Origin of the sequence: Enterobacter sp. KBR-315C3_2022 (genome assembly GCF_041399425.1) — a bacterium.
In the GTDB taxonomy this organism is placed as follows: Bacteria; Pseudomonadota; Gammaproteobacteria; order Enterobacterales; family Enterobacteriaceae; genus Enterobacter.
This window is the reverse complement of the sequence record NZ_JBGKEB010000001.1, coordinates 493,877-514,348: the sequence shown is the minus strand read 5'-3', so window position 1 is coordinate 514,348 and position 20,472 is coordinate 493,877. Positions and strand designations below refer to the sequence as shown.

The window sequence follows — 20,472 nt, the reverse complement described above, 5'->3', positions numbered from 1 at the left end:
TTTGGTTTGCCGGAAATCAGATATGTAAAACCCTGCACTGAATAAGCCTTAAGGCGCCCGCGCGGCATCGCGGGCGCCGTTTAGGCCGGATACTACGCGTCTGAATACTGCTCGTCGGTGACCTTTTCCAGCCACTCCACCGGGCTGCCGTTGACCGATTCGGCGATAGCGATGTGCGTCATCGCCGTTTCGGCGCTCGCCCCGTGCCAGTGCTTCACGCCGGGCTCAATCCACGCGATATCTCCCGCGTTTAGCGGCTCGGCGGCTTTGCCCCACTCCTGCAGCCAGCCGCGCCCCCGGGTGACGATAAGCGTCTGCCCGAGCGGATGCGTGTGCCACGCCGTGCGCGCGCCCGGCTCGAAGGTGACGGTCGCGCCCCCTACCTTTGCCGGCTCGGTGGCCTGAAAAGGCGCATCGATGCGCACCGTGCCCGTAAACCACGCTTCCGGGCCGCGCGCTGAAGGCAGTGAACCGCTACGAATAATTTTCATGTTGATCTCCTCGTTGACTGATGTGCTAACAGTAGCCTAAAGCCAGGCGGAGCATTAGACTGCATAATCAGAATGGAACCATGAGCTAAATTCATAAATGAGGCAGCCATGATGCTTAAAGACAATTTCAACGACCTGCTCTCCTTTATGGTCGTCGCCCGCGAGCGCAGCTTCACCCGCGCCGCGGCGCAGCTCGGCGTGTCGCAGTCGGCGCTCAGCCACGCCATGCGAAACCTGGAGGCCAGGCTCGACGTGCGCCTGCTGACCCGGACCACGCGCAGCGTTGCCCCCACCGAGGCCGGGGAAAAGCTGCTGATGCGGCTTAGCCCGCACCTGCTGGAGATTGAACAGGAGCTCGCGGCGCTGCGCGATACCCGCGACCGGCCCGCCGGAAACATACGCATCACGGCGGGCGAACACGCGATGACCGCCGTGCTGTGGCCGGTGCTCAGGCCCTTTATGACGCAGTATCCCGATATTAACGTTGAAGTGACGGTGGATAACGGGCTGACGGACATCGTGGACGGACGCTTTGACGCCGGGGTGCGCCTCGGCGAGCAGGTGGCGAAAGACATGATTGCCGTGCGCATCGCGCCGGATATGCGAATGGCGGTGGTGGGTTCACCCGACTATTTCCAGCGCGCCGGGGTGCCCGACACGCCCGAGCAGCTGGCGCACCACCGCTGCATCAACATGCGCCTGCCGACGCGCGGCGGGCTGTACGCCTGGGAGTTCGAGCGCGACGGGCGCGAGCTGCGCGTGCGGGTGGAAGGCCAGCTGACGCTGAACAGCCTGCCGCAGCGCATCGACGCCGCACAATGCGGGCTGGGCCTCGCCTACGTGCCGGAAGATACGGTGGTGGACGCTCTCGCGCAGGGGCAGCTGGTACGCGTGCTGGAAGAGTGGTGCCCGCCGTTTGACGGGTACCATCTTTACTACCCCAGCCGCCGCCAGCATACCACCGCGTTTGCGCTGCTGGTGGAGGCGCTGCGCCACCGCTAGCTTATTTCCCGACCCGCGCCTGCAGGTGCGCCGGATAGCGTTCGCCGACAACGTCAACGGCCGCCAGCGCCTGGTTGATGTGGCTCATCTCCGTTTGTGACAACGTCACGTTAACCGCGCCGAGGTTTTCATCCAGACGGTGCAGCTTGGTGGTGCCGGGAATGGGCACAATCCACGGCGCTTTCGCCAGCAGCCACGCGAGGGCGATTTGCGCAGGGGTTACGCCCTGCTCCGCGGCAAGACGCTTAACCGTCTCAACCAGCGCCTGGTTTGCCTGCCGCGACGCTTCGCTAAAGCGCGGGACGACGTTGCGAAAATCGCTGCTGTCGAAGGTTGTGCTGGCGTCAATCGCGCCGGTCAGGAAGCCCTTGCCTAGCGGGCTGAACGGCACCAGGCCGATGCCTAACTCCTCCAGCTGCGGCAGGATCTGCTGCTCCGGCTGACGCCACCAGAGCGAATATTCACTCTGCAACGCCGCAACCGGGCAAACCCCATGGGCGCGTCGGATGGAGTCCGGCCCCGCTTCGGAGAGGCCAAAGTGCTTCACCTTCCCTTCGGCAATAAGATCCGCGACCGTTCCCGCCACGTCCTCCATTGGCACGTCCGGATCCACGCGGTGCTGATAGTAAAGATCGATAACGTCCGTTTTCAGGCGCGCCAGCGACCCTTCCACCGCTGCGCGTATATGCGCCGGACGGCTGTTGATCACCTGCCCCGGCTTATCGCAGTCAAACCCAAACTTGGTGGCGATGGTCACCCTGTCGCGCACCGGTGCCAGCGCCTCGCCGACCACCTCTTCATTCAGGTAGGGACCGTACACTTCCGCCGTATCGAAAAAGGTGACTCCCCGATCGACCGCCGCGCGGATAAGCGCGATAGCCTGCTGTTTATCCGTTGCCGGGCCGTAGCCGTGGCTTAGCCCCATGCAGCCCAGGCCGAGCGCTGACACGTCGGGTCCGTTTTTGCCTAATCGTCTCTGTTGCATTGTCCACCTCATGATGATGTCTCTGGTGGAATGACTTTAGGCGCGTTTGCTTATGAACACTACAGCGCAAAACCGCTTGTCCTTATGAATCCAGTTCATCAATACCAGGGCTAAACGCTTAAGCATAACTGATGATTAAATCGCCAGCCTACAGGTCATTTTATCTACAATGTTGCCGCGATTCAGCGCCTTGCGATCGCCGTCTGCTCTGACCACACGATTAACTTCGACGCGTATCACTTTCACCACGGTTATATTTTGCGTCGCTTATCAATTGCAGGTAGGATGCGACGCCATGTTTCGCCTTATCCATACGCAGAATGACTGGAAAGGCAGCATGTGCCTGCGCAGAGGCAATCGTTTGTTTCGCCGCATGCCAGGTACGACTATCACAATAATGGTTCAGACAGGCAAACAGGTAACTCAATGAAAACAAGCAATAAAAGCGCGGCCGATCATCACGCTGCGAAACGTCGCTGGTTGAACTCCCATGAAGAGGGCTACCACAAAGCGATGGGCAACCGCCAGGTCCAGATGATTGCCATCGGCGGCGCTATCGGTACAGGTCTGTTTCTCGGCGCGGGCGCTCGCCTGCAGATGGCAGGCCCTGCTCTCGCCCTGGTCTATCTGGTGTGCGGGATCTTCTCCTTCTTCATCCTTCGCGCGCTGGGCGAGCTGGTTTTACACCGCCCTTCCAGCGGCAGCTTCGTCTCCTACGCCCGCGAGTTTCTCGGCGAAAAAGCGGCCTACGTTGCAGGCTGGATGTACTTCGTTAACTGGGCGATGACCGGCATTGTCGACATCACCGCCGTGGCGCTGTACATGCACTATTGGGGCGCGTTTGGCGATGTGCCGCAGTGGGTGTTTGCCCTCGGCGCGCTGGCCATCGTCGGGACCATGAACATGATCGGCGTGAAGTGGTTCGCCGAGATGGAGTTCTGGTTTGCGCTGGTAAAAGTGCTGGCGATTGTGATTTTCCTCGTCGTCGGTACGGTGTTCCTCGGCAGCGGTAAGCCGCTCGACGGCAACGCCACCGGCTTCCACCTGATAACCGACAACGGCGGCCTCTTCCCGCACGGCCTGCTGCCTGCGCTGGTGCTGGTTCAGGGCGTGGTCTTCGCCTTTGCCTCTATTGAGCTGGTCGGCACCGCGGCGGGCGAATGCAAAGATCCGCAGACCATGGTGCCAAAAGCGATTAACAGCGTGATCTGGCGTATCGGCCTGTTCTACGTCGGCTCCGTGGTGCTGCTGGTGCTGCTCCTGCCGTGGAATGCGTATCAGGCGGGTCAAAGCCCGTTCGTGACCTTCTTCTCGAAGCTCGGCGTGCCTTACGTTGGCAGCATCATGAACATCGTGGTTCTGACCGCCGCCCTCTCCAGCCTGAACTCCGGCCTCTACTCCACCGGGCGTATCCTGCGCTCCATGTCGATGGGCGGTTCTGCGCCGAAGTTCATGTCGAAGATGAGCAAGCAGCAGGTTCCGTATGCGGGCATCCTCGCCACGCTGGTCGTTTACGTCTTTGGCGTGTTCCTGAACTATCTGGTGCCGTCTCAGGTGTTTGAGATCGTGCTGAACGTCGCCGCGCTGGGCATAATCGCCTCCTGGGCCTTTATCGTGGTTTGCCAGATGCGCCTGCGCAAGGCGATCAAGGAAGGTAAAGCCGCCGAGGTAAGCTTTAAGCTGCCGGGCGCGCCGGTGACCTCATGGCTGACCCTGCTGTTCCTGTTCAGCGTGCTGGTGCTGATGGCGTTTGATTACCCGAACGGTACCTACACCATCGCGACGATTCCGCTGCTGGCGGTACTGCTGATCGCGGGCTGGTTCGGCGTGCGCAAGCGCGTGAATGAGATCCACAGCACCGCGCCGGTTCATCATGATGATGACGGCAAGGGCGCTCCGCTCGTGGAAGAGACGTCGCGTTAATAAAAAAGCCGGGTGGCGGCTTCGCCATACCCGGCCTATGTTTCACTCTTCTGCGTGCCCGGCAACCACTGCGCCGCCGGGCAGTTCCCCTCTTTACAGCGCGATGCGCATCACCTCGTCCGGCTGGGTCGCTTCCTGCTGGCGCGTCGATTTCTGCTTCACCGTCACGTACAGCGTTTTGCCATCCGCAGAGAGCGCCAGGCTGTTTGGATAAACGGGCGCATCGATGGTGCGAGTCACTTTGTAGGTTTTCGCGTCGATAATGCTCACCTTGCCCGCCTCGCGGTGGGTCACGTAAACTTCGTTGCGCGCCGGGTTAAACAGCACGGCCAGCGATTCCGGCGCGGCGATTTTTTCCATCACGCTGCCGTCCTTCAGGCTGACAACCAGCACTTCCGGCTGTTTTGAATCGGTGATAAACGCGCGCTGCCCGGCGGTGTCCAGGCTCAGGTTCAGGTAGAAATGCTCTTTACCGTCGTCCTGCAGCTTCTTGCGCGTCAGGATCTTGTTGCTGGCGGTATCGATGGTCAGCAGCTCGCCGTCGGCGTTGGTGGTGTACAGGCGTTTAGCCTGCGGATCCAGCGCCAGCCCGGTGCTGTACTTCCCGGTCTTGCTGATGGTGTTCTTGAGTTTTACCGTCGCGCCGTCCACCACCCAAATCACGCTTTCATTGCCGACCCCTGTGATGTAGACGGTGTTGGTGGCGTCATCGGCCACCAGCTGGCGCGGCTGCAGCGGCTTAACGGTTTCGCTACGCTTGCGATCGTCCAGCACCAGGCGGCCCTTCACGTCGCCGGTTTTCGCATCCATTGCGGTTACCGCGCTGCTGGTGGTGTTGCCGAGCCACAGCGTCTGGCTGGCTTTATCAAAGGTGACGCCAAACGGCTTCAGATCGTTATGAATTGCCTGGGTCACTTCCAGCGAGACCGGATCGAGACGGTAGACAACGCCGCCCTTGTCGAGCTTGCGGCTTTGAGACGTAGCCACCCAAAGCGCGTTTTCCTGCTGGCTAACGGCCAATTCATAAGCCCCTTTCCCCACCGCCTTGCGCAGGACCTCTTCCGCCGCGTGGGCATGGAATGCCCCCGCAAAGAGCAATGAACCTAACAGCAGGGAGCCCCGCAGGCGCGGCGTGTACCGTTGACGTAAAGACATACCAATTCCTTTTTTTAATCAGGGTGAGTGCTGCCGACATCGCTTCCAGCAGGCAAAGTCGTGGCTTTGCCGTTTCTCTTTTGATGAGAATAGTAATCATTAATGCCGTGAAAGTGGAGTTTTCTTTTTCAACCGCTTCTGGCATTAACGCAATGTGCGGTTATAGTTTTCAAAACTTTTACAAAACCTTTAACATGTATGCACATGTTCCATTTGGTTCGTTTCATTCCATGGCTGGATCTCTTCATGAAAATCATATCTGCCCGTAGGGCCACGCTTCCCCTGCTGCTGGTTCCCTGCATCATGGCCCCGCTCGCTGCGGTGGGTGCTGAAGAACAAACGATGATCGTAAGCGCCGCGCCGCAGACGGTTTCCGAGCTTGATACGCCCGCGGCCGTCAGCGTCGTGCAGGGCGACGATATGCGCCAGGCCGAGCCGCGCATTAACCTGTCCGAATCGCTGGGCAGCGTTCCGGGGCTGCAGGTTCAAAATCGACAGAACTACGCCCAGGATCTCCAGCTGTCGATGCGCGGATTTGGCGCACGCTCAACCTTTGGCGTGCGCGGTATTCGCATGTACGTGGACGGGATCCCCGCCACCATGCCGGACGGCCAGGGCCAGACCTCCAACATCGATCTCTCCAGCGTGGAGAGCGTGGAAGTCCTGCGCGGCCCCTTCTCTGCCCTTTACGGGAACGCCTCCGGCGGCGTGATCAACATTGCTACCGAGACCGGCAAACAGCCGCCCACCGTTGAGGCCAGCAGCTATTACGGCAGCTACGGCACCTGGCGCTACGGCATGAAGGCGACGGGCGCAATGGGTGACGGCACCCACGCGGGCGACGTGGATTACACCGTCTCTACCACCCGCTTCACCACCAAAGGCTACCGCGACCACAGCGGCGCGCGGAAAAACCTCGCCAACGCGAAGCTGGGCGTGCGCATCGATGACGCCAGCAAGCTGACGCTGATCTTCAACAGCGTGGACATGAAGGCCAACGATCCCGGCGGGCTGACCTATCAGGAGTGGCAGGACAACCCGCGCCAGTCGCCGCGCGCGGAGCAGTACAACACCCGCAAGACCATTAAGCAGACGCAGGCCGGGCTGCGCTACGATCGCCAGCTTAGCGAGCAGGACGACATGAGCGTCATGATGTACGCCGGCGAGCGCGAAATGACCCAGTACCAGTCGATTCCGTATCAGCCGCAGCTCAAGCCTACCCACTCCGGCGGCGTGATCGACATGCAGCGCCACTACCAGGGCATCGATACCCGCTGGACCCACCGCGGCGAGCTGCTGGTGCCGGTAACGTTTACCACCGGCCTGAACTACGAAACCATGAGCGAAGACCGCCGCGGGTATGAAAACTTCGTTATGAACGGCGGCGTGCCGGAGTATGGCGTGAAGGGCGACAAGCGCCGCAACGAGCGCAACCTGATGTGGAACGTCGATCCCTACCTGCAAACCCGCTGGCAGCTGACGCAGAAGCTGTCCGTGGATGCGGGCGTTCGCTACAGCTCCGTCTGGTTCGACTCGAACGACCACTATGTGACGCCGGGCAACGGCGACGACAGCGGCGACGCGAGCTACCACAAATGGCTCCCGGCCGGTGCCGTAAAGTACGCGGTGACGGACGCGTGGAATCTTTATGCGGCCGCCGGGCGCGGGTTTGAAACGCCAACCATTAACGAGCTCTCCTACCGCGCTGACGATCGCGGCGGGCTGAACATTGGCCTTAAGCCCTCGACGAATAATACCTACGAGGTGGGCAGTAAAACCCGCATTGGCAACGGCCTGTTCACGGCTGCGCTATTCCGCACCGATACCGACGACGAGATCGTGGTGGACGCCAGCTCGGGTGGCCGAACCAGCTATAAAAACGCCGGTAAAACGCGTCGTCAGGGCGTGGAAGTCTCGCTTGACCAGCAGTTTGCCGAAAGCTGGAAGCTGAAGATGGCGTGGACCTATCTGGACGCGACCTACCGTTCGAACGTTTGCCGCACGTCAGACTGCGACGGCAACCGCATGCCGGGCATCGCGCGCAACATGGGCTTTGCATCATTCGGCTGGCAGCCGGATGAAGGCTGGTACGCCGGAACGGACGTGCGCTACATGAGCGACATTATGGCAAACGACGAAAACACGGCAAAAGCGCCGTCGTATACCGTAGTGGGCCTCAATACGGGCTATAAATTCAATTACGGTAACTGGGGAATGGACGTGTTTGGACGGGTGGATAACCTGTTCGACAAAGATTATGCCGGTTCGGTTATCGTCAATGAATCAAACGGACGGTATTACGAGCCTGCGCCGGGCCGCAACTATGGCGTAGGGATGTCGGTGTCTTATCGCTTCGAATAAGACGTCTCCCGGCGGCATTACGCTGCCGGGAGCTTCCCAATGGCGGGTAACATAATATTCAACAGCAGGGTCTAAAAAAATAATTACCGACGCAACGCGTTATTAGTTCAAATATTGGCGCTGCAAAATGGCGCCAGATTGATCGATTAAGGTATCGATGGCCTTTTGGCTGGCCTCTACATCGCGTTCCTTCAGGGCAGAAAGTAATTTCTCATAATGAGAAATAAGACATGCAATATCCTGCCGCTCTCTGTGCAAATAATTGGTGCAAGGCCCAACGCGGATCCAAAGCTGCTCAATCAGCGCGCTAAGGGTTGGCATTTCAGCATATTGATACAGGGTGAAGCGGAAAATACGTTCAGCGTTCAACGCATTCTGAATGCTTCCCTTTTCCAGGGCATCGGCAAAACTGGCGGCCAGCTCGCGCAGCGCGTCGAGCTTGCTGTCCGTAATGCGCAGGCAGGCTGCGGCGACGGCCATCGGCTCAAGCTGTTTTCGGATGTGGTTAATTTCGTTGTAGCGTTCGATGGTAATTTCCGGTACCAGGAATGCCTGTGCAGGCGTTGCCTGCAACGCCCCTGCGGAAACCAGTCGCAGCAGCGCTTCACGGACCGGTGTAATACTGGTTCCTAATTTATCTGCGATTTCTTTGGTAATCAGTCGTGCGCCTGGCTTGAGTGAACCGGTAATTAATGCCCCTTTCAGGCTGAGTTCAACTTGCATAGTCAGGCTGACGCGTTGTGCTTTTTCTAAATTTTCTAAATCAAGCATGTTTATTTCCTGTTACTCAATCAAGACGCGGTTATCTATTTCAGTGTTATTAACACTAAAACATGAAATATGAAGTTTGTTCTTATGCCTGGAATCAAAATTCAGAGTGACACTATTATTTTTATTCCTGCTACCAAACTGCCTGTTTGGCATTCGGTCTTTTTTACGCCAGAAGTACGTTACCGACAGAGAATAGAATATATTATGGCGACGCTTCTCGCCATAATATATAACAATACCAGTCATTAACGGATGTAATACCTGTACTACGCGACCCGGATCACGACCTTGCCGAAGTTCTTCCCTTCAAGCAGGCCGATCAGCGTCTCCGGGGCCTTCTCAAGCCCATCGGTGACCTGTTCACGATAGTGGATTTTGCCTTCGTTTACCCAGCTCCCCATCTCCTTCTGGAACTCGCCGATGCGGTGCCCATAGTCCTGGCCAATGATAAAGCCCTGCATGCGAATGCGCTTTTTCAGGAGGGTTGCCATCAGGAGCGGCAGGCGGTCCGGGCCGTCCGGCAGGCCCGTCGCATTATATCCGCTAACCAGCCCGCATACCGGAACGCGCGCGGAGGTGTTCAGCAGCGGCAGCACGGCGTCAAAGACCTTGCCGCCGACGTTCTCATAGTAGACATCAATACCGTGCGGGCAGGCGTCGGCCAGCTGCGCAGCAAAATCCTCAGCGCGATGATCGATGCAGGCATCAAAGCCCAGCACCTCGACGGCATGGCGGCACTTCTCTTCGCCTCCCGCGACGCCGACAACCCGGCAGCCCTTAATCTTACCGATCTGCCCAACCGTGGCGCCAACCGGGCCGGTCGCGGCCGCCACGACCAGCGTCTCGCCCGCTTTCGGCTGGCCGATATCCAGCAGCCCCATGTAGGCGGTAAAGCCCGGCATCCCGAGAATGCCCAGCGCCCAGGACGGATGCGCGGGGTTGTCGCCCAGTTTGACCAGCCCGCTGCCGTCAGAGAGATCGTAATCCTGCCAGCCGCTGTAGCCCAGCACCCACTCGCCTTCCTTAAAATCGGGATGATGAGACGTTTCGACCCGGCTGACCGTTCCGCCCACCATCACCGCGCCCAGCTCAACTGGCGGCGAGTAGGATGGCTCATCGCTCATCCGGCCGCGCATGTACGGGTCGAGCGACAGCCACATCGTGCGCAGCAGCACCTGCCCCTCTGCGGGCGTGGGGATCAGCTGCTCTTCAAGACGAAAGTTATCCGCCACCGGGGCGCCGTGCGGACGCGAGGCCAGGACCCAGCGGCGGTTTTGCGTGGAAGATTGACTCATAGTTCGCTCCTTTACGTGCAAATGTCCTTAGAGCCTAGTCATTTATCACGCAAAGTGCTTTAGCATTACGAGCCGGACTGGTTAAGCCTCACCACCAGATAGACGCACGGGGCATCCGTTTGATTGATAAACCGGCAGTCGTTGGGCGGCCCCAGCTCAAGGCAATCCCCGGCCTGCATCTCGTGGCGGGTTTCGCCCTCCTGAAATACCAGCTCGCCGGACTGCAGCCAGATCAGCTGGCGCGCCAGCGCATAGGACGAAGCCGGCATCGGCACGTCGCTGCCGGGCGGAAGCTCGATTTGTACGAGGTCGATAGGCAGATCGGTGCGCGGGGAAACGTGGCGACGCAGGTAGTGCGACTGCGGATCGCGCCAGACGGGCTGGTTCTCCCGCCGCAGCAGTTTTCCCTCCTGCATTTCCGCGCGGGCGATCAGCGTCGACATGCTAATGCCAAACGCGCCGGATAGCCTGGCGAGCAGCGTCGCCGTCGGGCTGCTGTCCCCGCGCTCAATCTTGTGGATCATGGCGCGCGAGACGCCCGCCCGCTCGGCCAGCTCGCTTAAGGACCAGCCGCGCGACTCGCGCTCAATGCGGATGCGGGCGCTGATCCGCTGGTTCATGGTGTCGATTATCGTATTCATAGCGCTACACTATAGTGCAATATCGTGACAGATGCGTAATACTATAGTGAACAACACAGCCAGAGGTTAGCGATGATTATCCGTCATGCCAGTAAAGAAGATTGCGCCGCCATCGGTGAAATATACAACCACGCGGTGCTCCACACCGCGGCTATCTGGAACGATAAAACCGTCGATACCGATAACCGCATCGCCTGGTTTGAAGCGCGGACGCACGTCGGCTTCCCGGTGCTGGTGTGCGAGGAAGCTGGCGCGATAACCGGATACGCCTCCTTTGGCGACTGGCGCGCGTTTGACGGCTTTCGCCATACGGTTGAGCACTCGGTCTATGTTCACCCAGACCATCAGGGCAAAGGCATCGGCAGGCAGCTGATGAACGCGCTGATTGTTGAGGCGCGCCGGGCGGGCAAGCACGTCATGGTCGCCGGGATCGAAACGCAAAACCGCGCCTCTATTCACCTGCATGAAACGCTCGGCTTTGTCACCACCGGGCAGATGCCGCAGGTCGGCACCAAGTTCGGCCGCTGGCTGGATTTAACCTTCATGCAGCTGCAGCTTGACGATCGCAGCGAGCCGGACGCCCGGCCATGAATCAGTCGTTAACCCTGGCGTTTCTCGTCGCCGCGGGCGTTGGCCTGGTGGTGCAAAACACGCTGATGGTGCGCATTACCCAGTCCTCGTCGACGATCCTGATCGCGATGCTGCTCAATTCGCTGGTGGGCATCGTGCTGTTCGTCAGCATTCTGTTCATCAAGCAGGGGGTTAGCGGCTTCCACGAGCTGGCGTCCACGGTGCGCTGGTGGACGCTGATCCCGGGGCTGCTGGGCTCGTTTTTCGTGTTTGCCAGCATCAGCGGATATCAAAACGTGGGCGCGGCCACCACGATCGCCGTGCTGGTCGCCAGCCAGCTGATCGGCGGGCTGGCGCTGGATATTCTCAGAAGCCACGGCATTCCCCTGCGCGCGCTGGTTGGCCCCGTTTGCGGCGCGGTGATGCTGGTGGTAGGTGCCTGGCTGGTGGCGCGCAGGCAGTTTTAGAGGATCGTGCCGCCCTTCGTCAGCTGCTCGTGGCGCGCCTCCTCTTCTTCCCTGTGATGCTTTCCGTGATGGGAAATCGCGTTGCGCAGGCGCTGCTGCTGGACGTATCGCTCGTCGCGGCTCAGCTCTCCGTCGTCGCTTAACTCAATCAGCAGTTCATTCATGTAGCTAATCACGCTCTCGTCGATGGCGGCATCGACGCGGCTTATAACTTCGCTTAAATGTGACATTGTCACTCCTTATTGTGTGCCCGGTGGCGCTGCGCCTACCGGGCCTACGGGTGCCAAATGTAGGCCGGGTAAGGCGGAGCCGCCACCCGGCTATAAAAGACCTAATTCAGCTTTGCTTTCGAGAAATCGCTGCCCATCAGGCTTACGCTATAGCCCGACACGTTGCTGCGCGTGGCATAGAACGTTTTGCCGTTCGCCAGGGCGATCCACGGGGCCTGCTGGTAGAAAATCTCCTGCGCCTGCCCGTACAGCTTCGCGCGATCCGCTGGCGTGCTGGTCAGCTTCGCTTTTTTCACCCGCTCATCATACCCTTTATCGCACCAGCGCGCGGCGTTCGAGCCGGTTTTAATGCTGTCGCAGCCCAGCAGCACGTCGGCAAAGTTATCCGGGTCGCCGTTGTCGGACATCCAGCCAAACAGCGCGGAGTCGTGCTCGCCCTTGCGCATGCCGGAGAGATATTCGCCCCACTCGTACGACACGATTTTCGCCTTCACGCCCACCTTCGCCCAGTCGCTCTGGATCATCTCCGCGATGCGGCGCGAGTTAGGGTTATACGGCCGCTGGACCGGCATCGACCACAGGGTCACTTCCGCGCCCTTCTCCAGCCCCGCCTGCTTCAGCAGCGCTTTCGCTTTTTCCGGATCGTATTCGTAGTCTTTAAGCTCTTTGTTAAAGCCCAGCATGTTCGGCGGGATCGGGGATTTCGCCACCGTGCCGGAGCCCATAAACACCGCGTTCACGATGGCCTTTTTGTCGGTGGCATAGTTCAGCGCCTGGCGCACCAGCACGTTATCAAACGGCTTTTTCTCGGTGTTGAACGCCAGATAGCCAACGTTAAGCGCGTCGACGGAGTGCAGCGTCAGATCCTTGTTTTTCTTGATAACGTCAAACTGGATTGGCGACGGTGCGGGGATAATCTGGCATTCGTTGGTTTGCAGCTTCGCCAGCCGCGTCTCCACGTTTGGCGTGATGGAGAAGATCAGGTGCTTCGTCGGCACCTCGCCGTCCCAGTAGTTCGGGTTGGCCACGTAGCGAATCAGCGAGTCCACCTTGTACTGCTGAAGCACGTACGGGCCGGTGCCGATTGGCCAGGTATCGACGTTCTCAGGCGTGCCCTTTTTCAGCATCGCGTCGCCGTATTCCGCCGACAGAATGGAGGCAAAATCCATCCCCCAGTCCGCCAGGAACGCAGCGTTCGGTTCGCTGAGCGTGAACTGGACGTGATAATCGTCGATCTTCTTCACGTCCTGAATCAGCTTGTCGAGACCTACGTCGTTAAAATACTCGTAATTGCCCTGCGAAACGGCGTGGTACGGATGCTTAGGGTCTTTCTGACGCATCACGGAGAAAATAACGTCGTCGGCGTTAAAATCACGCGTCGGCTTGAAGAATTTATTGCTGTTGAATTTCACCCCTTTGCGCAGCGCAAAGGTATAGGTTTTGCCGTCCGGCGAAATGGTCCAGGATTCAGCCAGCGACGGAACCGGCGTATTTTTCACCGGTTCAAAGTTGATCAGCCGGTTATAGAGCACCTGCGAGCTGGCCACGAACGACGGGCCGGAGCTGGCGATTTGTGGGTTGAAGGATTCAGGCGAGGCTTCAGAGCAGTAAATGAGAGTGTCGTTGTTTGCTGCCATCGCAGCGCTTGCCGGTAGAAGTGTGCTCAGCGCAAGCGCGAGCAGCGTTTTCCCTGTAGACATGGTTATAACCCTTTCGGTTTTATTATTCAGCAAGGTAATAACAGCACAGCCGTTTTGCCCTGGCAAATAACGAAACACTATCAGGTTATTCTAAAGACGCATTTTCCGCTGATTTTTCCACCCGCGCGCAAACGTCGATTTGCCTTAAGTGCCGTTATGCGTCAAGCACAACCGTCAGGATCTATGCCCTAAGAAATCGGCGATTTGTACGTCTCTTCATCCATTTGTTTGCCTCCCGGTTTCGTTAAAGTAACGTCGTGAAGAAGTCTATGGGAACAGATCGTGGCAAAAACACTTTTACGAAGCGGTAATCTGGATGATTTTCAGGCCGTTGGCGGCGGCGGACAGGCCGTTTTTGAATCAGCACTGCAAATCCGCGAGGCTCTCCGGCTGCGCAAACAGCAGGCAATCGTCGATTGCCTGGCCATTCCACAGGTGAACGACGGCGCCGATCGCGTTGACTGGTACTCTCCCGTGGACGGTCAGGTCAGCACCTGGAAAGCCGCTGACGAAGACGCGCGCTATCGCGCCCTGAGCTATCTGGAAAATACCCTCGCCAGCGTTGAATCGCTTAGTAAAAAGTGTCTTCAGTCCCCGAAAACCTCGCAGCAGCTGTTTGGCTCGCTGCTCTCAAAAGCATTCCAGTTCCCCGGCGAAAACTTCCTGTACCTGGTGGATGGCAAGCCCGTTCTCTGCTTCTGGGGCTTTGTGAATCTCAACGAGAGCGCGCGCGACGACGTCCTGAACTGCCTGCGCGAATCGCTGATCCCCGAGCCTGCGCTCGTGGTTATCGAAGCGCCTGAACCGGAGCCTGCGCCCGAGCCGGAACCCACCGTTACCTTCGAAAAAAGCGATGAGCCGCTCATCGCCCCCGCGACGCCTGCGGCCTCGGTACGCATTACCGTGGACGACCTTTATACGCCCGAGCCGCTGCCCGCACCGGCCCCGACGATAGCCGAACCGGCAGACGCGCCAGCGCCCGCGGTGGCCGCTAAAAAACGCCGCGTGGCGCTGTGGGCGCTGCCCGCTGCTGCCGTCATCGTCGCCGCGGTAGCCGCCCCGCTGCTGTGGCCTAAGGACGCCCCTTCTGCTGAATCCGCGCCCGTCGCCGTCGCCGCGCCGGTGGCGATTGCGCCCCAGCCCGTTAAGGCGGTCGAGCAGTTGGCGATGACGCTGCCGCTGCACAAGGCCGAGGTGGTTGAGCCGAAAGCGAAAGCGCCGGAGCCTTCGGCGGAACCGGTGGTGATTGCCGCGATCCCCAAAGATGCGATGGTGATGGACGCGGGCCAGGTTAAGGCGGGCTCAACCCGCTTCCTGAACGGCACCTGGCGCGCCGTGCTGGACGTCAAAGATCCGATTACCGGCAAGCCGCCGTCGGTGCGCTACCAGATTCAGAACAACAAAGGCACCGCCCGCGTGGTGCATGGCGACAACGTTGTCTGCCGCGCGGAGGTCTTCTCGGGCCTGCACAGCAGCGGCGAGCTGTTGATTAAAAGCCGCGGCAACGCGCGCTGCGTGGACGGTTCGCGCTACCCGATGCCGGAAGTGTCGTGTAGGGCCGGGACCAGCGATATCGCGCAATGCACCGCCCGTTATGATGCCAACACCGTCGTTCCCCTGACGTTCAAGAAAGCAGGTGCCTGATCCTATGCTGGTAAATCTTTGCGACTACAAACAGAGCGTGACGCTCATTGCCAACAGCGGCGTACAGTTTCTTGATTTTGGCCTCACGCCTCAGGACACCGCCAGCAACGGCCGCTTCGTGCGTAAAACTGCCAATGGCCCGCTGCTGCGCCTGGATTACGATCTGGTTAACAACCGCTACACCCTTCCGGCCTCGGAGGGTAGCCAGGCGGAAGTGGTGAAGCCCGAAAGCACCATCCCGCTGCACCAGTCGCTGACGGTGCTGGACGGCGTCTGGCTTCCCGTTCCCTTCCTGCGCTTTAACCCGCCGCGCACCTTTGTCGACGGCCCGGACAATTGGGCCCGCGTGCAGGTGCGCAGGCTGGAGACGCCGGACGGCGCAGGCAACACGCACCGCGTGACGCTGGCGCTCGATAGCCAGATTGCCGACCATGCCGCCGGCGATCTCTCCCCGGTTGCCAACGATATTCTCAACGGCACCCGCTTTGCGCTCGCCTGGCGCGACGGCGAAGTGGAAAACTTCCTCGACCAGACGTGGATCGACGGCTGGCTGCGTGAGGCCTTCACCCACTACGCCGCCGACGTTGAGCATCGCTCCGAGCGCGAGCTGCACCAGGCGATGCGCGGCTTTGAGTATCAGGCCCACTGGCTGAACATTCTCTCGATGCTCGGCGAGCAGCTCACCGTGCCGGAAGTGAAATTTGTCACCCATACGCTTAGCACCCCGGCGATTCCGGTCGATCTGATCCTCGACGTGGGCAACACCCACACCTGCGGCGTGATTATTGAAGATCACGGCGATGCGAACGACGGCCTGCGCCAGACCGCCGAGCTTCAGGTGCGTTCCCTGAGCGAGCCGCAGTTCCTCAACGAACCGCTGTTTACCAGCCGCCTCGAGTTCTCGGAAGCCCGCTTCGGCAAGCAGCACTTTTCCGTGGAGAGCGGCCGCGAGGATGCCTTCGTCTGGCCTTCAATCGTTCGCGTCGGCGACGAGGCGCGCAAGCTGGCCACGCAGCGTCTGGGCACCGAAGGCAACAGCGGCATTTCCAGCCCGCGCCGCTACCTGTGGGATGAAACGCCGGTGGTCCAGGACTGGCGCTTTAGCCAGATGAACGGCAAAACCCAGCGCGAGCCGCTGGCGACCGCGTTCCCGCTGATGAACCTGATGAACGACGACGGCGAGCCGCTCTTTACCCTGCCGCAGGACGAGCGCCTGCCGGTCTTCTCACCGCAGTACAGCCGCAGCACGCTGATGACGCACATGCTGTGCGAGCTGCTGGCGCAGGCGCTGGGGCAGATCAACAGCGTCGCCACCCGCCTGCGTCTTGGCTTCCCGGCCTCGCCGCGCCAGCTGCGCACGCTGATCCTGACGCTCCCGTCAGCCATGCCAAAACAGGAGCGCGAGATCTTCCGCCGCCGCATGTTCGAGGCGATTGCCATCGTCTGGAAAGCGATGGGCTGGCATCCGCAGGACGAGGATTTTGCCACCCGCAAGCAGCAGGAAAAAAGCGTGGTGCCGGTGCCTGAGATCCAGATGGAGTGGGACGAAGCCAGCTGCGGCCAGCTGGTCTGGCTTTATAACGAAGCCATTTCCCACTTCGGCGGCCAGACGGAAGCGTTCTTTGCCTCCCTCGCCCGCCCGGACCGCGAGCCCGAGCCCGGCGTACAGCCCGGCCGCGCGCTGCGCGTCGCCTCTATCGACATCGGCGGCGGCACGACGGACATGGCGATCACCCACTACCAGCTGGACGACGGCTCCGGCAACAACGTCAAAATCACCCCGCAGCTGCTGTTCCGCGAAGGGTTTAAGGTGGCAGGCGACGACACGCTGCTCGACGTGATCCAGCGCTACGTGCTCCCCGCGCTGCAAACCCAGCTGCAAAAATCCGGCATTGCCGACGCGTCTCTGCTGATGGCGTCGCTGTTTGGCGATTCGGGAAGGATTGATACCCAGGCGGTGCTGCGTCAGCAAACCGCGCTGCAGCTCTTTATGCCGATCGGCCATGCGATCCTGTCGGCCTGGGAAGCCAGCGACGTGGACGATCCGCTTGCCGGGCTGCACGCCACCTTCGGCGATTTGCTGACAGGCAGGCCGACCCGCAACGTGATGAACTACCTCCAGCAGGCGATCGATCACGCGCTGCCCGCCGGGTCCGACGCGTTCGACCTCTTCGCCGTGCCTATTCAGGTGAGCTTCCGCGAGATGCAGGACGCGATGCTGGCCGGGCAGTTTACGCTGACCGCGCCGCTGCACGCGGTGTGCGAAGCCATTTCACACTACGGCTGCGATATCCTGCTGATTACCGGCCGCCCCGGCTGCCTGCCGGGCGTACAGGCCCTGATTCGCCACCTCCAGCCGGTGCCCGTCAACCGCATCGTCTGGCTGGATAAATATCAGGTTCATGAATGGTATCCGTTCAGCCAGCAGGGGCGCATCGGTAATCCGAAATCCACCGCCGCCGTGGGCGCGATGCTGTGCAGCCTGGCGCTGGATCTGCGCCTGCCGCGCTTCAACTTTAAGGCGGCCGATATCGGCGCTTACTCCACCGTTCGCTATCTGGGCGTGCTCGACAACACGGTTAACACCCTGCGCGATGAAAACGTCTGGTATCAGGATATCGACCTCGACAAGCCCGGCGCGAAGCTGGACGCGCGCCTGCACTTCCCGCTGCGCGGCAACGTCACGCTCGGCTTCCGCCAGCTGGAGAACGCCCGCTGGCCCGCCACGCCGCTTTATACCCTCAGCATCAACTCCGCCGAGCTGGCGAAGGCGATCGCCGGTGACGGCGTGCTGAACGTCCGGCTTAAGCTCTGCGGCGGCAGCAGGCAGGAAGGTCCGGAAGCGTTCGAACTGAGCGATGCCTGGCTGCAGGACGGCACGCCAGTGCCGCCGGACGCCCTGACCTTTAAACTGAATACTCTGGCCGATCGCCGACACAGCGGCAGCCACTACTGGATCGACAGCGGGAGCGTATACCTGAAATGAGTGCGACGATGACCACCACCCAGGCCCTGATCGGGTGGATTAACGAGACGCGACAGCACGCTCCGATGCTGGATAACGACGCCGATGCCCTGCTGGCGCGGATGACGTCCTTACAGGCGCGCGAGGAAGCAATCGAACGCGCGCTTGCCGGGCGCAGCGCAATCGGCCTGTACGGACACGCTCAGGCGGCGAAGGCCCATCTGCTCTCGACGCTTTGCGGGAGCGGCGGCGGACGCCTAAACGTCGCGCTGGGGCAGCGAACCTTCGACTATTTCTCGCACGTCAACCCCGGGCACGCCGCCACCAGCATGGCGATTCGCTTCAGCACCGCGCAGCCCGACGTGACCGACGAGGCGTTCCCCCTTCGACTGAGCCTGGTGACCGAGGCCGAGCTGGTGCAGCTGTTTATCGCCCGCACCGCGCTTCACCCGCAGATCCGCCCGGTTGAGAAATCGGTGGTAGAAAGCCGCCTGGAAAAATGGCGCGCGCTGCGCCAGCCGCAGGGCGTGCCGGGGATCGCGGCGCAGGAGGTTGGCACCATTGCCCGCTTCTGGCAGAGCGCGGTGCCCACCGCACGTCAGCAGATTGACGACGCGCTGTGGCACCAGCTGGCGCTGCTGGTGCCGTCATTGGATCTCAGCACCCGCGCCAGCGTCTGGTCGCTGCTGTGGGGCGAGCAGCAGGAACTGACCCAGCAGTGGCTGAAGCTGGCCCACGTGCTGCATCAGACCAGCCACGCGCGCGAGCTTGCCGCCCCGCTCAGCCTGCTGGTCGATAATTTTGGCCTGCCGGGAGAAGGCTTCCTGACGCAGGGAGACCTGGCGCCCGCGCAGGCGTTCCTGCTCCATCCGCTGAGCAACGGCGAAATGCTTAACGCCATCAGCATCCCGGTGGACGTGCTGGCGTTTCTGACGCGCGAGCTGGTTCTGCCCGTTGAAAGCTGCGCGCTCGACACGGTTGATATCATTGATATTCCGGCGTTAACCGACGACAGCGCACCGCTGCTGGCGCAGGCCAAAAGCCAGTGGCTGCTTGAGCACTATCGCCAGCAGCTCCAGCCGGACGTGCTGGTGATCTGCAACGCCACCGCCAGGCCGGAGCAAACGACCAAAACGGCAAAAGCGCTGCTCAACTGGGCAAGAGAAACGCAGCCCGCGGAAGACGCGGCCCTGCCGGGCCTGGTGTGGGCGATTACCCCGCAGGACGCGCGGTTCTCCACAAAACGCAATCTCGATGAGGCGGTACAGCAGCTGTTAGGCCATCCCGGCGCGCGCTGGGGCACCCTGCAGGCGTTGGACAGCCACAGCATGCAGCGCGTTATCGAGTGGCTTTCCCAGGCCACGCTGCCCGCGCTGCGCCAGAAGCGGCTCCAGACGCTGAAATCGAATCTGCGTCTGGAGCTTTCCACGCTGATGCAGCCGTGGATTGCGCCCCTGACGCAGACGCCGGAAGCGCGACGCGCGCAGGCCAAGAGCATGGTGCGCGCCCTGCAGGGCTGCGCGTCGCGCCACGGCGAAATACTCGAAGGGCTTCTGCCGCCGATGAAGGCGTTTGAGACGCTGCTGGCCTTCCAGCAGCCGCGCGAGGAGCACGTTAGCGGGCTGTTTACCGACGTGATTGACCTGTTTGCCGATAGCGCAGCGGACGCGCCCGGCGCGCCGCAGACCAAAGATAAGGCCCGGCTGGCGCACGGCGTGTGGATCAACCATCTGCGCCAGTGGAGCCGCAGCGACGCCGCCGCCGCGCGTTTAGGGCTGGACGCCGCAACGCTCCAGCAGATTGCCGACGTTCTGGTAACGGCGAGCTACCGGCTGGATCTGGTCCAGCAGCTGCAACGCATCGTTGAGGCAGACAAAAGCAGCGCGGCGCAGCTGCACGCGGTGATGGGGAACTTCATTGGCTGGCTGGGCTACGAGCAGACGCCGGTGGAGCAACGCCCCGCCAGCCGCGTGCGTAAAGGCCAGGCGATCTTCGTCACGCCGATTGTCAGCAGCCTGTCACCGCGCCTGACGCGCCTGGGCGAGCAGCCGGTACACGCGGCGACGAGCTATGTTTACGACTGGCTGGTCGCGCTCTACACCCGTGCTATTGAGAATATCGATTATCAGCACCCGCACGACGTGCAGCCCGCCGCGCGAAAGGCTCTAAGCGCGATATTACGCTGAAGTCGCTGTTTTTCTTGCCGGGTGGCGCTGCGCTTACCCGGCCTACGTTCCGTTATTCCACTGCATTGAAGACCCGTGCAAGCGTA

The 20,472-nt window shown here is 60.7% G+C and carries 16 protein-coding genes; 8 read left to right on the top strand and 8 right to left on the bottom strand.

Going from position 1 to position 20,472, the window contains the following annotated elements; translation table 11 throughout:
• Positions 1 to 92 precede the first annotated feature (92 nt).
• Positions 93 to 491 carry a cupin domain-containing protein gene (locus AB8804_RS02585; RefSeq protein ID WP_371182697.1) on the bottom strand — a complete coding sequence of 133 codons (399 nt, stop codon included), beginning with the start codon at positions 489 to 491 and terminating at the stop codon, positions 93 to 95.
• Positions 492 to 602: 111 nt separating this feature from the next.
• Here AB8804_RS02585 and AB8804_RS02580 point away from each other — a divergent pair, with 111 nt between their 5' ends.
• Positions 603 to 1,493, top strand: a complete 891-nt coding sequence (locus AB8804_RS02580) for a LysR family transcriptional regulator (RefSeq protein WP_371182815.1) — start codon at positions 603 to 605, stop codon at positions 1,491 to 1,493.
• Position 1,494: 1 nt separating this feature from the next.
• Here the strand turns inward: AB8804_RS02580 and AB8804_RS02575 are convergent, their stop codons facing one another.
• Complete coding sequence (locus AB8804_RS02575) at positions 1,495 to 2,478, bottom strand: aldo/keto reductase (RefSeq protein WP_371182695.1); 984 nt, start codon at positions 2,476 to 2,478, stop codon at positions 1,495 to 1,497.
• Positions 2,479 to 2,904: 426 nt separating this feature from the next.
• On the opposite strand from AB8804_RS02575, the gene ansP reads away from it, so the two are divergent.
• On the top strand, positions 2,905 to 4,401 hold the full coding sequence (gene ansP, locus AB8804_RS02570; protein WP_371182694.1) for an L-asparagine permease: 1,497 nt from the start codon (positions 2,905 to 2,907) through the stop codon (positions 4,399 to 4,401).
• Positions 4,402 to 4,494: 93 nt separating this feature from the next.
• On the opposite strand, the gene AB8804_RS02565 is transcribed toward ansP, so the two are convergent.
• Positions 4,495 to 5,556 carry a YncE family protein gene (locus AB8804_RS02565; protein WP_371182692.1) on the bottom strand — a complete coding sequence of 354 codons (1,062 nt, stop codon included), beginning with the start codon at positions 5,554 to 5,556 and terminating at the stop codon, positions 4,495 to 4,497.
• A 246-nt stretch (positions 5,557 to 5,802) separates the two neighbouring features.
• Here AB8804_RS02565 and pqqU point away from each other — a divergent pair, with 246 nt between their 5' ends.
• The gene (pqqU, locus tag AB8804_RS02560) at positions 5,803 to 7,917 is read left to right on the top strand and encodes a TonB-dependent receptor PqqU (RefSeq protein ID WP_371182690.1); all 2,115 of its coding nucleotides are present in this window, start codon (positions 5,803 to 5,805) and stop codon (positions 7,915 to 7,917) included.
• A 102-nt stretch (positions 7,918 to 8,019) separates the two neighbouring features.
• Here pqqU and AB8804_RS02555 read toward each other — a convergent pair whose 3' ends face one another.
• The 3 genes from AB8804_RS02555 to AB8804_RS02545 all read right to left on the bottom strand — a co-directional run bounded on the left by AB8804_RS02555 (position 8,020) and on the right by AB8804_RS02545 (position 10,624).
• Positions 8,020 to 8,688 (bottom strand): GntR family transcriptional regulator, encoded by a 669-nt coding sequence (locus tag AB8804_RS02555; RefSeq protein ID WP_371182688.1) that lies wholly within the window; start codon positions 8,686 to 8,688, stop codon positions 8,020 to 8,022.
• Positions 8,689 to 8,954: 266 nt separating this feature from the next.
• The gene (locus tag AB8804_RS02550; RefSeq protein ID WP_371182686.1) at positions 8,955 to 9,983 is read right to left on the bottom strand and encodes an NADP-dependent oxidoreductase; all 1,029 of its coding nucleotides are present in this window, start codon (positions 9,981 to 9,983) and stop codon (positions 8,955 to 8,957) included.
• 65 nt (positions 9,984 to 10,048) lie between these two features.
• Entirely contained in the window at positions 10,049 to 10,624 is a 576-nt protein-coding gene (locus AB8804_RS02545; RefSeq protein WP_371182684.1) for a helix-turn-helix domain-containing protein, read from the bottom strand.
• A gap of 72 nt (positions 10,625 to 10,696) precedes the next feature.
• Here AB8804_RS02545 and AB8804_RS02540 point away from each other — a divergent pair, with 72 nt between their 5' ends.
• Together AB8804_RS02540 and AB8804_RS02535 are read left to right on the top strand one after the other, a co-directional pair.
• Positions 10,697 to 11,215, top strand: coding sequence for an N-acetyltransferase family protein (locus AB8804_RS02540; RefSeq protein WP_371182681.1), 519 nt, complete (start codon positions 10,697 to 10,699; stop codon positions 11,213 to 11,215).
• On the top strand, positions 11,212 to 11,661 hold the full coding sequence (locus AB8804_RS02535) for a DMT family transporter (protein ID WP_371182679.1): 450 nt from the start codon (positions 11,212 to 11,214) through the stop codon (positions 11,659 to 11,661). Before AB8804_RS02540 ends, AB8804_RS02535 begins: the two co-directional genes overlap by 4 nt.
• On the opposite strand, the gene AB8804_RS02530 is transcribed toward AB8804_RS02535, so the two are convergent.
• Together AB8804_RS02530 and AB8804_RS02525 are read right to left on the bottom strand one after the other, a co-directional pair.
• Complete coding sequence (locus tag AB8804_RS02530; protein ID WP_371182677.1) at positions 11,658 to 11,891, bottom strand: DUF2526 family protein; 234 nt, start codon at positions 11,889 to 11,891, stop codon at positions 11,658 to 11,660. The two genes, AB8804_RS02535 and AB8804_RS02530, sit on opposite strands and share 4 nt — an antisense overlap.
• Before the next feature lie 101 nt (positions 11,892 to 11,992).
• Entirely contained in the window at positions 11,993 to 13,591 is a 1,599-nt protein-coding gene (locus AB8804_RS02525; protein ID WP_371182674.1) for an ABC transporter substrate-binding protein, read from the bottom strand.
• A 282-nt stretch (positions 13,592 to 13,873) separates the two neighbouring features.
• On the opposite strand from AB8804_RS02525, the gene AB8804_RS02520 reads away from it, so the two are divergent.
• The 3 genes from AB8804_RS02520 to AB8804_RS02510 are packed head-to-tail and all read left to right on the top strand — an operon-like array spanning position 13,874 to position 20,386.
• A complete protein-coding gene (locus AB8804_RS02520) occupies positions 13,874 to 15,235 on the top strand; it encodes an SrfA family protein (RefSeq protein WP_371182672.1) in 1,362 nt (453 codons plus the stop codon).
• A gap of 4 nt (positions 15,236 to 15,239) precedes the next feature.
• Positions 15,240 to 18,221: a virulence factor SrfB gene (locus AB8804_RS02515; protein WP_371182670.1), complete on the top strand. Its 2,982-nt coding sequence runs from the start codon at positions 15,240 to 15,242 to the stop codon at positions 18,219 to 18,221.
• Complete coding sequence (locus tag AB8804_RS02510; protein ID WP_371182667.1) at positions 18,218 to 20,386, top strand: virulence factor SrfC family protein; 2,169 nt, start codon at positions 18,218 to 18,220, stop codon at positions 20,384 to 20,386. The genes AB8804_RS02515 and AB8804_RS02510 overlap by 4 nt, the downstream gene beginning before the upstream one ends.
• The last annotated feature ends 86 nt before the right edge of the window (positions 20,387 to 20,472 follow it).